This is a genomic window from Vibrio profundi, from assembly GCF_043642225.1.
GTDB classification, from domain to species: domain Bacteria; phylum Pseudomonadota; class Gammaproteobacteria; order Enterobacterales; family Vibrionaceae; genus Vibrio; species Vibrio profundi_A.
Genome location: NZ_JBHZSF010000009.1, coordinates 141,685 through 162,330, shown reverse-complemented (window position 1 = coordinate 162,330; position 20,646 = coordinate 141,685). Strand labels below are relative to the sequence as shown.

Sequence of the window (20,646 nt, the reverse complement as noted above, 5' to 3'; positions counted from 1 at the left end):
GCAATGCATAAAATAACCGAACTTGCCCTCAAACATGAACGATTTACCCAAGTATTTCTCGTGATGTTACTGTTACTTGGGATTAATACATTCAAGAACGCTCCGAGTAAAGAGGACCCTGAGATTCTGATCCGAAGTGCCGTTGTCATCGCTCAGTTTCCGGGAATGTCCCCTGATAGAATCGAAAACTTCATAACTAAGCCGTTAGAAAGAAAAATAAAACAAATACCGGAAGTGACCGAAATTAAATCTTGGTCTCGTACTGGAGTGTCTCAAATTACCGTCACGGTTCATGATAAGTACTTTGATTTACAGCCTATTTGGGATTCGTTGAGAAACCGAATGGATAGCATGAAGTCACAGTTACCTGATGGTACTGTTGGCCCTATGGTCAATGACGAATTTGGTCGCGTTTATTCTGCAACTATCGCTTTGTCTGGTGATGGATTTGAAGAACGGGAATTGAGAAAGACAGCGGAAGAGCTTCAAGACCGATTAAGCAGTGTTGAAACCGTTTCACAGGTAGAACTATATGGTGTTAACCAAGAGCGCATTTGGATTAAGGCCAAGAACGGTGCACTAGAAAACGAGAAATTTCAATTCCGTCAAATTGTCAGTACATTGCAAGCGCGTAATGTCGTTCTTCCTGGCGGCAACATCCAAACTGATACCCTTCAAATTGAAATTGAGCCAACAGGCAACTTTAACACTGTAGAGGAGATCCTCGATCTTGACTTACAAGAAAGAGAATCAGGGAATAGTGTCTACCTAAGAGATCTTGCTGACGTTGAACGAGGTTACGAAGACCCGTTTAATACACCAGTCTATTTCAACGGTGAGCGCAGCATTATTATTGCCGCATCCATGGCTTCAGGGAGTCAAAGTGAACACTTTGGGGAAAAAGTCTTAGATTTTATTGCGCAAAGTGAAGCACAACTCCCAATTGGAATGAATTTGGATCTTGCGACATTCCAACCTCAAAAAGTCAAACAATCGGTAAGTTCAGCAACCTCAAACTTAATGCAAACTATTGCTGTAGTGCTTGCGGTAGTCATGGTGTTTTTAGGGTTACGAATGGGGTTGATCGTTGGAAGTATCGTTCCTCTGACCATTCTGATGACTGTAATTGGCATGTCGATTTGGGGAGTTGAACTTCAGCGAATGTCCATTGCAGCGATCATTATTTCGTTAGGCCTCTTGGTTGATAATGGGATCGTAATTGCTGAGTTTATTAAGAGCAAAGTCAGCGAAGGGGTAACCAGAGTAGACGCTGCGATTATGGCTTCTAAGTCAATGGCAACCCCACTGTTAACGTCATCGCTTACGACCATTTTGGCGTTTATGCCACTGCTACTAGCGCAAGACGTGACAGGGGAATATCTACGTTCACTGTCCCAAGTCATTACAGTTGCACTGCTTTCATCATGGTTCTTGTGTCTGTTTGCAACACCGGTAATGTGTGTGTGGTTCATAAAACCAAGTCCAAAATCCGAATTGAACAAACCAGACTCAGCGTTTAAAAACACCTATCGAAAGGTTATCAGTGCACTACTAGGCGCAAGGTTCATTACGTTGTTAACGGTAGTCTCTATATTTGCGGTCGCACTGTATGGGTTCAAGTTTGTTACTGTTCAATTTATGCCAGGCTCAGAACGAAACCAATTTTTGGTGTTCGTCGACTTACCTGCTGGTACCAGAGTTGAAGAAACCGATCGGGTTACAACAAGGTTGAATCAATGGTTACTAGATAAAGAAGCAAACCCTGAAGTGACTAGCACCGTAAGGTACGTTGGCGACGGTGGACCACGGTTCTTCTTAGCTTTATCTCCTGTAGATCGTGCGCCAAACCGAGCATTTATTGTTGTGAACACCACGGACTTTGATGCGGCGGCTGAAATGGTCAAAAAAACCAATAAATTCATCATTGAACAGTTGCCAGAAGCGAGTGGTCAAGCTAAGCGAATGTGGCTTGGGGGAACCGAACTTGGTTTGGTGGAATATCAAGTGGCGGGTAAAGACATTGACGTAATTAAGAATGTTGCGCGAGAAATTGAAACCGCGCTAAGGAAGGTACCCGGAGCGGTCGGGGTGGCGAACGACTGGGAAAACGATGTACCTAAGTTGATCCTGAATATAGACCAAGCTCAAGCGTTACGTGCTGGTGTGACGAGCCGCGACATAGCAACAAGCTTAGACAGCTACTTACGTGGTAATCAGGTCACCAGTTTCCGAGACGATGAAGATGTTATTCCTGTATTGGTTGGAGCCTCTGATGAAGAAAAAGTACTCGATAAGTTGTTCACGACCCAAATCATCGCGTCTGGTGGTGGTGAGGCGTTACCACTGATCCAATTCGCAACCATTGAGGCAACGAGCGAACCTTCCGTCATTCGCCGCTATAACTTGGAGCGAACGGTGACGGTCAGTGTTAAGCATGAAAGTTTGCAGGCAAGTGAGCTAAACAAACTTGTACAGCCAACATTTGATAGCATTGAAATTCCGCCGGGTTATGAAATTACTTTAGGCGGCGAGCTGAAAGGAGCGAGCAAAGCGAATGGCGCGCTTTTTGGTTACTTGCCGCAATGCTTCGGCGTAATGATTTTGTTACTTTTACTTCAATTTAACTCAATCCGTCGCCCGGCGATTATTTTGCTCACAATACCTTTGTCACTGATTGGCGCTGTAAGTGGTCTATTGATTATGGATGCGTATTTCACGTTCCCTGCAATGTTAGGCATTTTTAGTCTGGCAGGTATTATCATTAATAACGGAATCGTGTTGATTGATTGTATCGAGCAAAACAGGGAGAAGGGCGCTGAGATTAAAGATGCGATTGTTGAAGCTTGTGTGACTCGTTTACGTCCTATTGTGATGACAACACTCACTACAATTCTTGGTTTGATACCGCTTGCTATATCAGGCGGTGAGTTCTGGTATTCAATGTCGATAGTAATGATCTTTGGGATGGCAGTTGGTACGTTACTGACGCTCGGCGTAGTACCAGTACTTTATAGCCTATTCTTTAGAGAGCCAAAAGCTAAGGCACAGTTAGCGACTCAAGTTTAGAATCAAACAAAAAAGAGGACTCATTTGAGTCCTCTTTTTCATTTAAGTACTTAAAGATTACGCAGTGCGATAGCGCTCTAATGTGCTTGATAAAGACTGAGACGCTTTCGTTAGATTAGAAACACCAATTGATGAATCTCTCGCGACATCTCGAATGGTGTTAGATTGATTTCTAATATCGTTAAGCTCTGCTGCAATGCTGTTTGCGACATTACTTTGCTCATCGGCAGACGTCGCTATCTGAATGCTCATATCCATTAACGAGCGTGCAGAATCCGCAATCGAGGTAACATCAGAACCAATGTCAGCAATCAACTCGCTACTTGTTTGCGCTTGATGTACGGTCTCGTTAGTAATGTTGGCAATGGTTTTACTTTCACTCTGCAGCTTTTCAATCATCGACTGAATTTCAACGGTTGCCGCTTGAGTACGACTTGCTAACGTGCGTACTTCATCTGCTACGACAGCAAATCCACGACCTTGCTCACCTGCTCGCGCCGCTTCAATCGCAGCGTTCAAAGCCAATAGGTTTGTTTGCTCTGAGATAGCGTTGATCGTTGTAACGACATCGTTAATTTGGCTGGTGTTTTCATTAAGCGTCGTAACCGAAGTCGACGTTTGCTCAATGTAGGAGGATAGTGTGTTTATCTCTGAAATGGCCTTTTGAACTTTTGCATGGCTTGTATCAATGTGCTGAGTATCTTCCTCGGTTTGAGCCGTTGCACGTTGAGAAATGCCGGACACTTCTTGAGCAGAGGCGGTCATTTGATCCATTGCCGTCGCGACTGAATCTAGAGACGCGTGTTGGCTTGAAATCTGTTGTTCGCTCAACTTCATTTCTTGCTCAAAAGAGGCAGAAGTTTCACTTAATGTACTAGCGTTAGAGTTAACGTTGTTCACTAGCTCACTGAGTGTGTCCATCGACTTATCTAAAGCACAACCGATTGTACCAAACTCGTCACGCCCCGGATGAAAGCCTAAACGAGAAGTAAGATCACCTTCACCGATTTTTTCGGTCGTCGTGTATAGCACCCATAGAGCACCACCTAAGAATGTCGCTACCCAATATACGAATACACCAAACGGAATTGCCCAAAGGTAAGATAATAAGAATGAATACAAGGCCGCTTGTTTTTGCTCGTCAAGATCACTCGGCCTAGTAGATAGGGCGTAGTATTGACCATCTTGACCTTTCGCTGATACCGAAACCGTACCGTTACTAATATTTGAAGGCGTGGAGGTTGCAGCTTTTCTAAGCAGTGGATGATTCTCTGGGGAAACACCTTCAACGCTCAGTATACCTGACAGCTGATATTCGGCGTTTTGGATAGCTTGTTGCTGGATTTGTTCTACTGTACCGAAGTAACGTGACCCAGCAACAAAACTAATAGCGGTAACAAAAAGCAGGAAAATGACCCACATTTTGTCGTTGATAGACATTTTAATGAACAAACGATCTATCGTTCTAAACTCTACTTCTTTCATGTTTACCCCTTGAAAGTTTATATAATGGGTACTTTATATATAGACACTCAATAAAAACGAGACAAGGGGCAATAAAATATGAAAAAGACAGTAACTAAGTTTTAATAAATGTGACAGAGATCGGTAGCAATATCACTAACCGAGCGATGGGATGAGTCCCATTGAAATTAGTACCTGACAACCAATAATCAAGAGCCCAATACCGCCGGTTAAAAACAGTGCTTGGTTACCGCCGCGAACTTGGTAAGCCTGTTGGTCATTCACTTGGTGTACTTCGAAGGACTGGCTTCTCACTTTGTAGACCATCAATGCAGGCAATAATACTGCCAATACGGCTAATGCGATCGCAGCATAACCAAGCGCCATGATGAAACCTTGCGGGTAAAAGAGGGCAAAGCCAAGTGGTGGCAAGAAAGTGATTAAAGCCGTTTTGATTCGTTTCGAAGAACCTAAACGCTCACTAAGTGAATCACCCATAAATTCAAATAACCCCAAGCTCACGCCAATAAAAGAAGTGAGTAGTGCTAGGTCTGCGAACACGCCCACAATATGACTTAAGTTAGAGACTTGAACGGTTTGAGACAGTGAAACTAAAAGCGCCCCTAAGCTTGAGTCCATTAACAATTGCTCTTGGCTAACGACACCCAGTGTCACTGATTGCCAGAACACATAAATGATCAAAGGAAGCGCTGAACCAACGATCATTACTTTACGTAACGAACGTACGTTACCGTCTAGGTATTTAACAATCGATGGGATGCTTCCATGGAAGCCGAAAGAAGTAAAAACAACTGGGATAGCAGAAACAATTAACCCTTGTTGAAGTGGCATGCTCAGTAGGTACTGTGAGGTAATGTTCGGAGCGAGAAAGCTCAAAACCAAAACCATAGCGATTAACTTACAAGTGAAAAGTACGCGGTTAACCTTATCAACGCTATGTGTACCGATCGCAACTATGATTCCGACAATTAATGTAAATGCGATTGTCGTGATCGTACCGTTTAATTCCATTCCTGCGATATCAGCAATTCTCTGATTAAATTGCGCTCCGCCACCTGCTATGTATGCCGCACACAGGGCGTAGAATAGAAACATCACCGCGAAACTCGCGACGAACTTCCCTTTGGGTCCCAATATTTTTTCCGCCAACGTATGTAACGTCGCACTACTATCTGCATATTGGTGTAGCTCGACCATTAATAGTGCGGTAAACGCCATCAGAATCCATAAGCCAAACATAATAAACAATGATGTTGTAAAGCCGATTCCAGCAGACGCGAGGGGCAGAGCGAGCATACCAGCACCAATTGTAGTGCCAGCTATGATCAAAGTACTTCCTAAAACCTTTGATTTAGACATGTGTATATTATTCTTTACGTAGTGAGGTTGACTTAGTGTTATTCGTTACGTTTTGTATTCAATAGTAACCTTTAACACTGGATTTGGAGCATTCTGCTTAATAATAATCTTAAAATCAATCGATTGTTCAATATAATATACATGGTGTGTTTATTTTATTTTACAGTTAGTGTGGAAAAGAAAGAGATTACCCATAGCAAACGTTTACTTATGACGCCGGTCATATATGCGACTTGAACCCCTTTATTTATGACATCAAATTGTCATATACAGTAGGTACTAATGGCATATTACCAATTGGATTTCACACGATTTGGATACTTAGTTTTATAAAGGAATAGAGAGGTCTATATGAGTGACCATTACGCTAACGAAGAAAACCTAGAACTACTCGACGCTATGGAAATCGGTTGCAACTTAGCAGAGTACGAACAATTGGCATCAACAGAAACTCAAGAAATATTTGTGACTAACGAATAACCGAACAGAGTCGTATTACCTATCACATACCTCATTAAAGTAAGCTATTATTCACCGTATTCACGCGACTTTAATGAGGCAAAATGAATTATCTTGCACATTTACATATCGCCCAGCACTGCAACAGTAACCTAGCGGGTAACCTACTGGGCGATTTCGTAAAAGGTGACCCAAACAAACAATTTGCGTCTGATTTAAGTGACGGAATTAAGCTACATCGATATGTAGACCGTTTCACCGATTCTCACCCCGTAGCCAAACACTGCAAATCTTTATTTCCGGACGAAACCCGTCGGTTTTCACCGATAGCGTTAGATGTCTTTTGGGACCACTTTCTTGCAAAGCATTGGAAACAGTTTCACGAATCTGAGCTGGCTGAATTTTGCGTTCGCACTCACCAAGAAATCGACAAACAGATGGAGCCTCATTGGCCCGACAATTTTAAGTTTGTTCATGACAAAATGTGGCAGGGTCGATGGCTCGAAAGTTACCAACACCTCGGGTCAATTGAGCTTGTGCTTTCTAGAATGTCCCAGAGAAGACCAAGGCTTGCCCCACTAGAATCGTGCTACCCAGTGCTAGAACAAAAATATGAATTGCTACAACGTCACTTTTTTGAATTATATCCAGACATTTTGGACAGTGCGCGCCAATTCAACCGACAAAATAGTGCCTGATATAATCAGGTTTGCTACAATCCGCGCCTATTCAAATTTGAGCTTTAAAAACTATGTCAGAATCCATCAAGCCTTTTAATCAACTTGGTTTATCCGATCAGTTACTTGAAACGTTGTCAGAACTAAATTTTACTAAACCGACAAGCGTTCAAGAACAAGCAATACCTCTAGTGTTAGAAGGCAAAGATGTTCTGGCTGGTGCGCAAACCGGCACGGGTAAAACGGCTGCATTTGGCTTACCGATAATACAGCGTCTAATCGAGTCAAAAGACAACGTTATCCCTAACCCAAAACTCGTCAGAGCCTTAGTTCTTGTTCCGACTCGTGAACTCGCACAACAAGTTTTTGATAACTTAGTCAGTTACTCAAATGGAACTGGCTTAAAAATCGTTGTTGCTTATGGTGGAACCAGCATGAAAGTTCAAACTGACAACTTAAAGCAGGGAGCCGATATTTTAGTTGCAACACCTGGTCGCCTCATTGACCACATGTTCACTAAAAACATCATGCTAAGCCAAACTGAAACCTTGGTATTGGATGAAGCCGATCGCATGTTAGACATGGGCTTTATGCCAGACATCAAGCGCATACTTAAGCGCATGAATGAAGCTCGTCAAACTCTGTTCTTTTCTGCTACGTTCGATAACAAGATTAAGTCGATCGCTCATCGTATGATGGAGTCGCCAGAAGAAATTCAAGTAACTCCAACCAATAGCACCGCTGACACCGTTACTCAAGTTGTGTATCCAGTAGATAAAAAGCGCAAAAGCGAATTATTGGCCTATCTCATTGGTTCGAAGAACTGGCAGCAAGTTCTGGTGTTTACAAAAACCAAACAAGGCACTGACGCATTAGTTAAAGAGCTTAAACTTGATGGGATCAAAGCAGCATCAATTAATGGTGATAAGAGCCAAGGCGCCCGTCAGAAGGCGTTAGACGATTTCAAATCAGGAAAAGTTAGGGCACTAATTGCTACCGATGTAGCAGCTCGTGGGCTAGACATTCAGCAACTCGAACAAGTTGTTAATTTTGATATGCCTTACAAAGCAGAAGACTATGTACATCGAATCGGACGTACCGGACGCGCAGGTAACTCTGGTCTTGCGGTATCTTTGATGAGCCGAGATGAAGAATACTTGTTAGAAGCGATCGAAACATTGCTCGATAAGCGCTTACCGCAAGAATGGTTGACGGGTTTTGAGCCTAGTTTGATTGAAGAGGTCGAGAATGACCGTTCGCCAAGACGTAAGGGCCGCTCCGCGGACAAAAGAAAGATGAAAGCAAAGCTTAAAATTCATCAAGGTCGCGGCCAATCCAAAAGAAGATAACCAAGAAAAAGCGGACTAACAGTCCGCTTCTTTATTACATTTCCATTCACACTCGACGTTATAAACTAACTCTTCCAGTGTTTCAGGGTGCAATACCCACTCATCAGAAATCGAAAATACGTGAGTCATTTGGTTATTGAACATTTCCCAATGCTTCATGACGCAGACATCAAGATCATCGGTTTCAGAACTCCACGTGTCTTTTAAGAACGGAGTCATACATACGGCAGCATTGGCATACATGATCACCTGCCACTTAATCTCATAGATGTTGATTGCTTTGTCTGGGTATTCGTTGTTATATCGATCAGCCAACTCAGCAATGATTGCTTCGGTATCGCCAACTTGGTCGATAAAGTAATCAAACAGAGCATCCTCTTGACGAACTGCATCAGCGATAAGTTGCATCGGGCGCTTTGTATAAATCATGTTGGAAAACAAGCGCATTACAAATAAGTAAAGCGATACATTCGGCGTCACGCCTTTAGGTAACTCATTGACGATATGTGCAATATACTTTTGAAAATAAACATGCAGATTATCGCTAATGCTGTGCCATATCTTTTCTTTACTGCCAAAATGGTGACGAATCAAGCTGTGTGAAACACCGGCTTTCTCACTAATGTTTCTGAGAGACACTCTTTCATATCCAAGATCGCAGAACATACCCGCCGCGACGGACAGTATTTGATACTTCGTTTCTTCTGCAGCCTTAGCACTTCGTCTGCCTTGTTTTTTTTCTGTCATATCAACCTTTAAATCAAACCTAGATTGTTTTTACCAGATTCTACACTCTTTTTGTCAGAATAAAAAATACTGTACTCGTGGAAAGTAAATCTTGTGTAAATCTTCAAAATACATATACTGCACGACTGTGTAGTAAATAATAATTACAAATTGGAGATTTGCAATGAAACCTTCGTTGTCTATCAAATGGATATTTTCGGCTGCTGCAGTACTTGCGCTCATAAGTACGCTAAGTGGATGTAATAAAGTGCAGTCGGAAGAAACGGACTTAGTCATTAAGCCTGTAAAAACGATTCAAGTTCCCAAGTTAGGGGATCTTAATTTCGACAGCTTTATCGCAAATATTGATGCGACTGAGCGTGCATCTTTGTCGTTCCAAGTATCAGGAGAGATCGAAGCTATTCCTGTTCGGATGGGGCAGGAAGTTCGTAAAGGTGAGTTGTTAGCTAAGCTAGACCCAACGGACTACCAAGTGGCGGTAGATGCGGCAAAAGCGCAATATGAGTTATCCAAGTCTCAGTATGAACGTTCGAAAGAACTGTATAGCAAAAAGCTAGTTAGCGCGGATAGTTTCGACCAAGCACAAAATGCGTACACGGCAGCAGATGTGGCATATCAACAAGCGGCGACCAATCTTAGCTATACCAAGTTATACGCGCCATATGATGGCGTCGTTTCGATGGTATTCAGTAAAGAGTCTCAAGTAGTCGCGAATAAACAAGCTGTATTAAATATCGTTGATGACAAACAAATGGATGCCACTTTTTCTATTCCTGTTTCCAAGCTCCAAAACCAAAGCCTTAATGAGCTAATTGGTTCAACTATGTGGGTTGTAATGGACAGCCACCAAGACATTCAGATTCCAGCCGTTTTCAAAGAGATTTCTACACAGCCAAACCGAGATACCAATAGCTTTCAAGCCGTTGTTTCAATCGATCAAATCGATGGGATTAACCTGCTACCGGGCATGACAGCGCAGGTAAACATCTTAAAACCTAATCAAGACCTTGGGTTCGAGTTAACCGAATCTGCGTGGATCAATAAGTCAGAAACGGAAGGTGAACTTTGGATGTTACAACCGAATGATTTAACCGTATCAAAAATAAAAGTGTCACTTAACGATAATGGGCGAGTGATCGGAGGCGTGTCAGCGGGAGACCAGTTAGTGGTAGCGGGTGCCGATACATTAGTTGAAGGCCAACAGGTGACGACATGGAAACGCGAGGGCGGAATCTAATGAAACTATCTCGATTATCTCTAGTTCTTGGCTCATTACTCGTATTACAAGCGTGCAATTCAGACATTCAACACCGAGAAGCAAACCCATTGACGGTTTCCACTTATGAGGTTGGCGAGCCGGAAGTTAACCAAATCAGAAAGTTTAATGGGCAAGTGATGCCTGCTGAGCTGACACCCTTATCGTTTCGACTTTCGGGTGAACTCAAACGAGTTTTTGTAGAGTCCGGTGACAGTGTCACTGAAGGGCAGGTTGTCGCGCAATTGGTTGACACTAAGTTGCAGCAAGAATTAGTAGACGCGAAGTCTCGTTATGAATTGGCAACCAAGCAATTGAAACGTGCAAAAGAGCTGTACCAGAACAAGATGGTATCAAAAGCCGAATTGGATGAGTTGAGCGCAAATTTCACTCTTTCAAAAGTCAATTTGAAGAAAGCGTCGCTTGACGTTGAATACACAAAGTTGAAAGCCCCATTTAGTGGAATCGTCTCTGATGTTGATAAGAAAAACTATGAGAACGTAGCACCAGGAGAAACGGTAATTAGCTTATATGACGATTCAAAAGTTTACGTTCGAGTTAATGTTTCAGATTCTGTTTTAGCGAGATTCAATCCCGATATTAAATCCGATCGTTATAAGCCATTAGCGCAGTTTTCGGGTTTGAATGAAGAGTTCCAGCTTGAATATTTAGAGCACACCAGCGAACTTCATCCAGAATCAAAGACTTATGAATTTTGGTTACAGATGGCTCAGAACGATAAACCAATACTTCCAGGTACGAGCGCCACTGTGTATGTCGATATGGCGAAAGCGGGATTAAGTGAAGTTCGCGGTTTCAAGGTGCCAATGACGACATTAGAAGCAGGGCAAGAACAAGGTCAATTCCATGTATGGAAAGTGACGGAAGGCAAGGCGTACAAAACTACGGTCCATGTCGACCAAGTAACCGGAAAAGGGGCATTGGTTTCACTCGGTATCAATCAAGGCGACACGTTAGCAAATTCAAATTTAAGAAAGTTACGTGAAGGTATGGAAATTAACGGAGTTGCACAATGAATATCGCTGAGTACTCAATCAAGAACAAAGTGATCAGCTGGCTGTTTTTAGTCATCTTAACCATCGGGGGAGTCACTTCGTTTGGTGAACTGTCTCGTCTTGAAGACCCAGCTTTCACGATCAAAGATGCGATGATTATCTCCACGTACCCAGGGGCGTCATCAACAGAGGTCGAAGAGGAGTTAACATACCCACTTGAAAAGGAAATTAGGCAGTTACCTTATCTGGACAAAATAACCTCGACATCGTCTGAAGGGATGTCACAGATCATGGTCAGCATGGCAATGGATTACGGCCCTGACGAGTTACCTCAGATCTGGGACGAAATGCGCCGAAAAATTAACGACCTTCAGCCAACATTACCAAGTGGTGTTCAATCGATTCAAATCATCGACGACTTTGGCGATGTATTTGGCGTGATGATTATGGTGACGGGTGATGGCTTCAACTACGTAGAACTGAAGCAATACGCTGACTATCTCACGCGAGAGCTAGAGCTCGTTGATGGCGTAGGCAAAGTGAGTATTGCTGGTGATCAAGATGAACAGCTATTCGTAGAAATGTCTCTTGAAAGGTTAGCGGCATTAAACCTAGACATGAATACCGTCACAAGCTTACTTTCACAGCAAAATAGTGTTGTCACTTCTGGTGAAGTGATGGTGAATGGTCAAAGCCTTACCATTAAACCTAACGGAACATTAAGCTCAGTCGAGGAACTAGAAAACTTAATTATCCACGGCCGTGATACGGGCAACCTTATTCGTCTAAAAGACGTTGCTGAGGTATCTCGTGGAATCAAAGAAAAACCGAGTAACATCATTACTTACAACGGTAAACCAGCCATCAATTTAGCACTCGCTTTTTCTTCTGGTGTTAACGTTGTAGAAATCGGCAAAGTACTAGAAACTGAATTAGAAAGGCTCGAAAGCATCAAGCCTGCCGGTATTGAACTCAATTATTTCTACAATCAAGCACAGGAAGTAGATAAGTCTGTTGCCGATTTCATTGTGAGTTTAATTGAAGCGGTAGCGATTGTAATTGTGGTTTTACTTTTTGCTATGGGTCTGCGTAGCGGAATCATCATTGGTGTGGTCCTACTGCTGACGGTTTTCGGAACGTTCATTCTAATGGATTACAACGGAGTTGAGCTTCACCGAATCTCATTGGGCGCGTTGATCATTGCACTCGGAATGCTCGTCGACAATGCTATTGTCGTTGTTGAAGGTATCATGGTTGGCCTTAAGAAAGGTAAAACTAAGCTTCAAGCATCAATTGATATCGTCAAACAAACCCAATGGCCTCTTCTCGGTGCAACCGTGATTGCAATTACGGCGTTCGCTCCAATCGGGTTGTCTAAGGACGCTACTGGCGAATTCATGGGTTCACTGTTTTGGGTTTTGTGTTACTCGCTGTTTTTGAGTTGGATTACCGCACTCACACTAACGCCATTTTTAGCGAACCTATTACTGAAAGAAAGTGATAAATCCAACGACGACGAAGACCCGTATAAAGGCGTTCTATTCACTGTCTTTGGCGCATTACTCAAATTCTGTTTACGTTTCCGTTGGTTAACTGTCGCCGCTATGGTGGGTTTATTAGCTGTCTCCGTCGTTGGTTTCGGCATGGTCAAACAACAGTTTTTCCCGCCTTCGAATACACCTATGTTTTACGTCGATATGTGGATGCCAGAAGGCACTGATATCCGAGAAACGGCAAAGCAGACTCAACAAGTTGAAGCATTTATCCGTGAACAAGAGGACGTTGAATTTGTAACGACATCGACTGGGCAGGGTATGCAGCGTTTTGCGCTTACTTATCAGCCAGAGAAAAGTTATGAAGCATACAGTCAGCTTCAAGTTCGTACACACGACCGAGAAAGCATGTTTTCGACATTGGCGCTGCTTGATCAAGAATTGTCTGTAAGATTTGATCAGCCTAGCTTCCAATTTAAGTTGATGGAATTCGGACCTTCACCGGCGTCTAAAATTGAAGCTCGAATTATTGGCGCCGATCCGCAAACTCTCAGAGATATTGCAGTACAGGTCGAGGATGTTCTTTTATCCGATCCTGGTTCGCGTAACGTACGACATGATTGGCGTGAACGCACAAAAGAACTCGTGCCACAATTCAACGAGTCTAAGGCTCGTCGCTTGGGCATTTCAAAAACGGATCTATCGAATACATTACAGATGGCGTTTGGTGGCAGCTCAATCGGATTGCTTCGCGATGGTACACACATGTTACCTATTGTGGCGCGTCTGCCGGAAGAAGAGCGATTTGATTTTGAATCATTGAGCAATATTAAGATTTGGAGCCCGACACTTCAGACTTATATCCCAGTAGAACAAGTGATCGATGGCGTTAATCTTGAGTGGACTGAGCCACTTATTCAACGCAAAAACCGTAAGCGCACGCTGACCGTTCTGGCTGACCATGACGTACTTGGTGACGAGACAGCAGCAAGCTTGTTTGCACGAGTGCAGCCAAAGATTGAAGCGATCGCGCTACCAACGGGTTACAGCATTGAATGGGGCGGTGAATACGAATCATCTAAAGATGCGCAACAAGCGTTGTTTGGCTCACTTCCAATGGGCTATCTGTTGATGTTTATCATCACTATGCTTCTGTTCAACTCACTACGTAAGCCGTTAGTCATTTGGTTCACCGTACCACTATCGATTATTGGTGTTTCCATTGGTTTACTGGGGAGTAACATGCCTTTTAGTTTCACCGCATTCCTCGGCCTGTTAAGCCTAAGTGGGATGATTCTGAAAAACGGCATCGTGTTGCTTGACCAGATCAATAGCGAGCTTGAAAGCGGTAAAGACCCATACTTAGCTGTTGTGGACAGTGCGATAAGCCGTGTGAGACCTGTTTCAATGGCAGCCCTAACGACAATACTAGGCATGATTCCTTTAGTATTTGATGCATTTTTTGGCTCGATGGCAATTACAATCATGGCCGGCCTCGGCTTTGCCACGGTACTAACACTGATTGTTGTACCGGTAATGTTCGCTATCTTTTATAGAATCAAACCATCCACTGCCGGATAAAAGGATTTTTAATCTTGTGATTCTTTTGCCAAGCTCAACCTTCGGGTTGAGCTTTTTTACGCATAGAGGGAAACGATGAAACGCAAGCGAGAGTAGAGGCTAAATTGCGAGTTGGGTATTGAGTTCAATTGGTACAGGCATAGCAAGATGGTAGCCTTGATACATATCGAAGCCGAGCGCCTGCATAGCTTCAAGTTGCTCCTGAGTTTCGATACCTTCTATTACCGTTTTAGCATTAATCTGTTTTGCTAAATCTAATGCCAGGTGAATCTGGTCGTGATTACCTTTCTCAAAATCAATCATCAAAGAACGATCAACTTTCAGTATATTCGGGGTGATATGTCTGACGCGTGCTTCTGTTGAAGCGTTCGAACCAAAGTCGTCAATCGCGATTTTAAAGCCATTGTCAGTCAAGGTGTTAGCTGCATGCTTTAATTGAACTTCACAATTCGCATCCAGCTCGACTAATTCCATGATGATTTGGCTATTGCAGATGTTGAGTTCTTTGAGGCGCTTGGTCAGAAGGCTATTAGAAATATTCTCTGTCGCGAACAGTTCACCAACATCCGGTAATACGTTTAGAAACAGCTGAAGATTACGCACGGTAGACTGGGAAAAGTTACGAATATGTATCACACGGCTTAAGCGCTCGACATTGATTTTGTCGCAAGCGTTAGTCTGAGGTGAGTGAAAGAACTCGTCAGGCCTAATGACATCACCTGCAGAGTTGGTAATACGTACTAAAGCTTCAACACCTACTTGAACCATGTTGTGGTCAAATATAGGTTGATAGACGCTCTTAAGTATCAAATCTTTATATCGAGCAATGTATTGCATATCTAGATCTACTGTTATGCAATTAACAAACTCATTTCTGTCAGATAAAATCATATTTAGTACGCTACAAGTAAAACATGACAATAGAACGAATTACTATCGTCTAACCGTGTGTCACAATATTGACACGTGTGGTTATTTTGTCAATTCATAAAAATATATTATATTTGCCCGAAATTTGACCAAATAACATACCCTCAGAAATCTCATTGGAATTAACCGCAATCCAAACTGGGTCGATAAGATAATGATTTATCGATACAAATCATTTTGAACATTCAAACCATTAATAATTATCTTATGTATTTGTTTATCAATTAATCTGCTATTGAGTAAATACTAAGCGTGAAATAAATGGAGAATAATGGCACTTTATAGACGAAGCTCAAATTTATTTGCCTAGGTAATAAGCTATCACATAAAAAAAACAACCTTGTCACACAAAAATACGATGGGCGTATTTCAATACATATAAAAATACTGTGACACAATGTGCTTATAATGCTGACTCATAGTCGAGAGGATGCGTTGCAAGGGGTTGCATTCGAAGTGGGGCGCATATTGAAGTTTATAAATTAAGTTACCACTGTAATACGGCATATAACTGGATATATTTTCTTACTAATTGCTTATTCGTTGAACGTTTTAAAGGGTGACCAAATTTAATAAAACAAGGACTTATATTAAAATCGTCAGTTAAAGAATGCGCCAATTGCGACTCACTCTTATATAATGTGATGCCTTGTTCACTATATTCATTAATTTGGTCTGGTAATTCCCCCATCCACCAGTGTAATAGTTCACGACTATTTTTGCTTCTTCCAATCCAGTGATCACTGATTAAAATCAGTAAGTCATTTGGTTGTATCGCATAGCCATACTCTAGCTGCCATTCTCGAATATCTCCTAACAATTTCTTACGGCAGGTTTTTCCTGCACTCACCATATGGTGTGTAATTATCCAAACCGTTCCGATATCCGAAGTCACACGATAATTATGGGGTAGATCCGGTGCCTCAATCGTTTCAAGTGAATCGATGACACACGCATGACTAAATTGCTTAAACGTATTTTCCATACGTCGGGCAAACGCTTTTCCTATGTGGTGCTCGCTAATCCCGTGGTTATGGACGGTAGGGTAATGTCTTTCGCAAAGCTTAAGGCAGTCGTCCTGGAAGTGATTGAGGCTATGTATGACAAGATCTAATAACAATGAAAATCCTTATGCATGGTTATTAACGCGATAGGAGAGCCATGATAGGCAACGCAACGGTAAAGTCATAGCGTTAAATCCCCACTTATTGATCTGAGCATCAAATTTATATTTTTCCATTATGTATTAATGAATTAGTTCTAACTATGCTACAAAATCAGTCACATAACTTCTTAAAGGCTTTCTTCACATGACCATAGAGCTAGATAAAAAACAGCAGCAATTGATGACTCAAGAATTACAACGTTACCTCCAAGATGAACTAGACGTAGAAATCGGGCAATTTGACGCAGACTTTCTTGTTGAATTTATCAGTAAGAAATTTGGAGCGGTGTACTACAACCAAGGTCTAAAAGACGCACAAAGCGTAATGGAAAGGAAGATGATGGATATCGCCGATGAAATTTATGAGATTGAAAAGATAGTGGAAATCTAACACCTTGATCGACTTCGTCACTTTGTTCGAAATTTTTGAATGACTTGTTTAATTGATGCAGGTCAACAAAGTGTAAAGCTTAGTAAATAATGTGTCTCAAGGAACAGAGCTAAGGTACATTGCAAATAACTAATTATTCTTATTTGCATTTCAAATACGGTTAAAGCATGAAGACTAATGTAAAAAACTACAACGCACTTTCAAGGGCGTTTCACTGGTTGTCCGCTCTTACTATCTTCGGATTGTTTGGAGTAGGGCTGTGGATGGTCGACCTCACTTACTATAGTGAGTGGTACAAAACCGCCCCTGATTGGCACCGCTCGATAGGGATCATTCTTGCTGTCGTTACCGTGGTACGAATTATCTGGAAGAGTGTGACGGCGTCACCGCCTGTTGAAGGGAAAGCTTACGAAATCTTTGCCGCAAAAGCGGTACACGGACTTATGTATTTAACCATGATTCTATTGTTTGTATCGGGCTACCTAATCTCGACGTCAGACGGTAGAGGCATAGACGTATTCACTTGGTTTACCGTACCGAGCGCTGGTGAGCTGTTTGATAATCAATCAGATCTTGCCGGTCAAATTCATTACTACGCAGCTTGGATACTGATTCTTATGGCTTCAGTGCATGCACTCGCTGCAATTAAACACCACATAATCGATAAAGACGATACGCTACGAAAAATGATAGGAGTTTCAAAATGAAAAAATCAATTATTGCTACTGGATTAGCTTTCGCAATGGCGATGCCTTTCGCAGCAAATGCAGCTGACTACGTAATTGACACTAAAGGAGCGCACGCTTCAATCAACTTTAAAGTAAGCCACCTAGGGTACAGCTTCATTAAAGGGCGCTTTAACAAATTTTCTGGTGACTTCTCATTTGATGAAAGTAACGTATCAGCATCAAAAGTTAATGTGACAGTTGATACTCGAAGCTTAGATTCAAACCATGCAGAGCGTGATAAGCATATCCGTAGCGCTGATTTTATCGATGCAGGTAAGTTCTCTAACGCAACTTTCAACAGCACAAAAGTTGTTGATAAAGGCAACGGTAAACTGGATGTAGTGGGCGACCTAACACTTCACGGTGTAACAAAGCCGATTACAATCGAAGCTGAATTCATCGGTGCTGGTCAAGACCCATGGGGTGGCGAACGTGCTGGCTTCAACGGTACAACTCGACTAGAGCTTGCTGATTTTGATATCGCTGTGATGGGTGCATCAAGCTACGTAGACATGGAACTGCATGTAGAAGGCGTTAAGAAGTAAATCTGACGACTTTTTTTAGAGAAAAACCTCTAGCATAGTTAAAGGCGCAAATTTGTTTGCGCCTTTTTTGATCTCTGCAAGGGGCGGGTTGGACACTAGAAATTATCGAGTAACCGTTACTATAGGGCTGATAACTGTACTCAGCGCCCAACTCAGATTCATAGCCGGTATTAAAGATTGAGATATATACACTCGCGCCTAAGCCAAAATAGGGGCGAACTACCATAGTAGTTGTTAACTGACCAGCCTGAACGATCAGAATGGCTATCTAGTCGCTCATTGGTTTCGAAATAATTGATACCCGCTTTCGCGAATGGAAGTAACCAGTACCAAGGTTGCCTAATGATACCGCCAAGTTTATAGGACTTAATTTTGACAGTAGTCATCGTTTCCCAATCAGTAAATTGGCTTTGGGCCTTTTGAGTAACTGGTTTCAACCCCAAAGAATACTGAAGGAAAGTAGCTATAGCCTAGAGTCGAAGGGCGTAAGAAATCGGCAATGCTGTCATTCTAGCTGTCTGAAAATAAACTACTTTTCTCAAAACCTTCTTTATCAATGCGTACGAAATCATACGCCACTGTAAATTGATGCCGATGGTAGGGCCGGCTAGCACAGAATTTGAGGTGATTGCGACTAATACGCTTAGAAGACTTAACCTTCGAATAAACATTGATACCGTAAATAAATATTTTTGAGAACGATATATGGTAATCGTGCGAAGTTCAAGCAGGGATCTATGTGCCACATATAGAAAAATGCGCAAACTAATAGTTAGCGCATTTTCTATTCTTTGTTGTTCTATGTATCGCTTGTTACGCGGTTTCTAAAACCTTAGTATCAACCACGTTTAGACGTTCGCCATAAATTGGACGCAAGGCTTGCATGATTAGGCTACGTGAAATCACGCCAACTAATACGCCATTTTCCAAGACTGGAAGTACATGCGGTTGACTAACCTTCATTGATTTGGCGCGTTCTTCTAGTGAAAGGCTTGTCATTCTTGTTGCGATTCCCATACTTGAAGTTGGGTAAAGCTGCTCTTTATCGATACACAAGAACTCTGCTACATCGACTAACTTATCGTTTGAACCAATCGCGATCACATCACGGCTCATTAGGTCTACTACTTTTTGATCTTTAACGGGTAGATAGTCTTGGCACCAGAGATCAACCATTACATCGTGTACAGAGAAAAATCCAACCAGACGTCCGGCTACGTCCGTCACAGGTGCGCCAGCAATATTTGCGTCTAGTAGAGCATCAATCGCAACGGGAGTTGGCATTTCAACACTAAGTGTTACTGGTTTAGTGTTCATGATTTCTTTTACTAGAGTAGTAGTATTCATAGGATTTTCCTTAGCTGACGTAATGGTTGTTGTTTGTGTAATTGTTGAAATATTTGTAGCTTTAAGAAGAGGGCGACGGTAAATGCTCCAGTTAGCAAGCCCCACAAGAACCGAGCCGCCCACGATGTTTCCTAAAGTCACGGGCACCAGATTCGCTGTTAAAAATTGCACGATATTTAAGTCTGCATAGGCCGATGGAGTGCTGCCGATCTGGACCCAGAAACTTTCAGGTGCAAACGTCTGAATCGTAATCCCTAATGGAACCATGAACATGTTTGCCACACAGTGTTCGAAACCACTGCTTACGAACATCGCAACGGGTAAAACCGTCATCGCTGCTTTTGTCATCGCGTTAGCTGAACTGAACGTCAGCCAAATTGCTAAACACACGAGCAAGTTACAAAGCACACCTAATGCAAAAGCCTGAATTGGACTATGGTGCAGCTTATGTTGAGCAATGTTGAGCGCGTTCAATCCCCATTGCCCGTGATCCATTTGGTAAAGACCAGCAGCACTAACTAGCGCAAGCAAAAACATCGCACCAATGAAGTTACCAACGTAAACTTTTCCCCAAATCGATAGCATCTTTGAAAACGTGATTTGCTTGTTTGCCCAAGAGATACTTGAAAGCACGGAACTGGTGAATAGTTCACCGCCACAAATCACAATCAGTATTAGCCCCATGCTGAATGCGATGCCACCGGCTAAACGGCTCAATCCCCAGCCTGCATCTTGGCTACCTGTCGTGACAGTGATGTAAAACAAAAATGCTAAGCCAATAAATGCCCCCGCCATGATCGCTAAGCTCAATGTCATGCTGCTGGTTTTATTGGCCTTACTGAGTGCAAACTTTTCAGCCTCAGCCATCATTTCTTTGGGAGAAAATAGTTGATGATTTTCAGACGTGCTTGCTGTCATAACTCCTCCTCAAATTGGTATTCATAACAACTCCTAGTGTTATCGGTAATGTGAAAGCAGTCGGTGTGTTTCCTGACTGCCAATCCAGATTAGGGTGGTTGCACCTACAGGTAAAATTGATAATTTTTAGAATCG

Annotated in this window: 16 protein-coding genes; 10 read left to right on the top strand and 6 right to left on the bottom strand. The window is 42.4% G+C overall.

Annotation, left to right across the window (positions count from 1 at the left end):
• Positions 1-3 precede the first annotated feature (3 nt).
• Positions 4-3,066: an efflux RND transporter permease subunit gene (locus ACHUFI_RS14885; protein WP_394250450.1), complete on the top strand. Its 3,063-nt coding sequence runs from the start codon at positions 4-6 to the stop codon at positions 3,064-3,066.
• Positions 3,067-3,123: 57 nt separating this feature from the next.
• Here the strand turns inward: ACHUFI_RS14885 and ACHUFI_RS14880 are convergent, their stop codons facing one another.
• Together ACHUFI_RS14880 and ACHUFI_RS14875 are read right to left on the bottom strand one after the other, a co-directional pair.
• Positions 3,124-4,551 carry a methyl-accepting chemotaxis protein gene (locus ACHUFI_RS14880; RefSeq protein WP_394250448.1) on the bottom strand — a complete coding sequence of 476 codons (1,428 nt, stop codon included), beginning with the start codon at positions 4,549-4,551 and terminating at the stop codon, positions 3,124-3,126.
• Between the two features lie 135 nt (positions 4,552-4,686).
• Positions 4,687-5,910 (bottom strand): aromatic amino acid transport family protein, encoded by a 1,224-nt coding sequence (locus ACHUFI_RS14875; RefSeq protein ID WP_394250446.1) that lies wholly within the window; start codon positions 5,908-5,910, stop codon positions 4,687-4,689.
• Positions 5,911-6,261: 351 nt separating this feature from the next.
• Here ACHUFI_RS14875 and ACHUFI_RS14870 point away from each other — a divergent pair, with 351 nt between their 5' ends.
• The 3 genes from ACHUFI_RS14870 to ACHUFI_RS14860 all read left to right on the top strand — a co-directional run bounded on the left by ACHUFI_RS14870 (position 6,262) and on the right by ACHUFI_RS14860 (position 8,395).
• Complete coding sequence (locus tag ACHUFI_RS14870; protein ID WP_394250444.1) at positions 6,262-6,390, top strand: hypothetical protein; 129 nt, start codon at positions 6,262-6,264, stop codon at positions 6,388-6,390.
• A gap of 83 nt (positions 6,391-6,473) precedes the next feature.
• The gene (locus ACHUFI_RS14865) at positions 6,474-7,067 is read left to right on the top strand and encodes an acyl carrier protein phosphodiesterase (protein WP_394250442.1); all 594 of its coding nucleotides are present in this window, start codon (positions 6,474-6,476) and stop codon (positions 7,065-7,067) included.
• Between the two features lie 53 nt (positions 7,068-7,120).
• Complete coding sequence (locus ACHUFI_RS14860) at positions 7,121-8,395, top strand: DEAD/DEAH box helicase (protein WP_394250440.1); 1,275 nt, start codon at positions 7,121-7,123, stop codon at positions 8,393-8,395.
• Between the two features lie 15 nt (positions 8,396-8,410).
• On the opposite strand, the gene ACHUFI_RS14855 is transcribed toward ACHUFI_RS14860, so the two are convergent.
• On the bottom strand, positions 8,411-9,142 hold the full coding sequence (locus ACHUFI_RS14855; RefSeq protein WP_394250438.1) for a TetR/AcrR family transcriptional regulator: 732 nt from the start codon (positions 9,140-9,142) through the stop codon (positions 8,411-8,413).
• 163 nt (positions 9,143-9,305) lie between these two features.
• On the opposite strand from ACHUFI_RS14855, the gene ACHUFI_RS14850 reads away from it, so the two are divergent.
• From ACHUFI_RS14850 to ACHUFI_RS14840, 3 genes are read left to right on the top strand one after another with little or no spacing between them, the layout of a single operon-like run.
• On the top strand, positions 9,306-10,379 hold the full coding sequence (locus ACHUFI_RS14850; RefSeq protein WP_394250436.1) for an efflux RND transporter periplasmic adaptor subunit: 1,074 nt from the start codon (positions 9,306-9,308) through the stop codon (positions 10,377-10,379).
• Positions 10,379-11,434 (top strand): efflux RND transporter periplasmic adaptor subunit, encoded by a 1,056-nt coding sequence (locus ACHUFI_RS14845; protein ID WP_394250434.1) that lies wholly within the window; start codon positions 10,379-10,381, stop codon positions 11,432-11,434. Before ACHUFI_RS14850 ends, ACHUFI_RS14845 begins: the two co-directional genes overlap by 1 nt.
• Positions 11,431-14,487, top strand: coding sequence for an efflux RND transporter permease subunit (locus ACHUFI_RS14840; protein WP_394250432.1), 3,057 nt, complete (start codon positions 11,431-11,433; stop codon positions 14,485-14,487). The genes ACHUFI_RS14845 and ACHUFI_RS14840 overlap by 4 nt, the downstream gene beginning before the upstream one ends.
• Positions 14,488-14,586: 99 nt before the next feature.
• Here the strand turns inward: ACHUFI_RS14840 and ACHUFI_RS14835 are convergent, their stop codons facing one another.
• A complete protein-coding gene (locus tag ACHUFI_RS14835) occupies positions 14,587-15,324 on the bottom strand; it encodes an EAL domain-containing protein (RefSeq protein WP_394250430.1) in 738 nt (245 codons plus the stop codon).
• A 580-nt stretch (positions 15,325-15,904) separates the two neighbouring features.
• Positions 15,905-16,537, bottom strand: a complete 633-nt coding sequence (locus tag ACHUFI_RS14830) for a hypothetical protein (protein WP_394250428.1) — start codon at positions 16,535-16,537, stop codon at positions 15,905-15,907.
• Positions 16,538-16,727: 190 nt separating this feature from the next.
• Between ACHUFI_RS14830 and ACHUFI_RS14825 the strand changes: the two genes are divergently transcribed.
• The 3 genes from ACHUFI_RS14825 to ACHUFI_RS14815 all read left to right on the top strand — a co-directional run bounded on the left by ACHUFI_RS14825 (position 16,728) and on the right by ACHUFI_RS14815 (position 18,246).
• Positions 16,728-16,973, top strand: coding sequence for a DUF2164 domain-containing protein (locus ACHUFI_RS14825; protein WP_394250426.1), 246 nt, complete (start codon positions 16,728-16,730; stop codon positions 16,971-16,973).
• A gap of 167 nt (positions 16,974-17,140) precedes the next feature.
• Positions 17,141-17,680 carry a cytochrome b gene (locus ACHUFI_RS14820; RefSeq protein WP_394250424.1) on the top strand — a complete coding sequence of 180 codons (540 nt, stop codon included), beginning with the start codon at positions 17,141-17,143 and terminating at the stop codon, positions 17,678-17,680.
• Entirely contained in the window at positions 17,677-18,246 is a 570-nt protein-coding gene (locus ACHUFI_RS14815) for a YceI family protein (protein ID WP_394250422.1), read from the top strand. The genes ACHUFI_RS14820 and ACHUFI_RS14815 overlap by 4 nt, the downstream gene beginning before the upstream one ends.
• Positions 18,247-19,059: 813 nt before the next feature.
• Here the strand turns inward: ACHUFI_RS14815 and focA are convergent.
• Positions 19,060-20,511 (bottom strand): formate transporter FocA, encoded by a 1,452-nt coding sequence (gene focA, locus ACHUFI_RS14810; RefSeq protein WP_394250420.1) that lies wholly within the window; start codon positions 20,509-20,511, stop codon positions 19,060-19,062.
• Between the last annotated feature and the right edge of the window lie 135 nt (positions 20,512-20,646).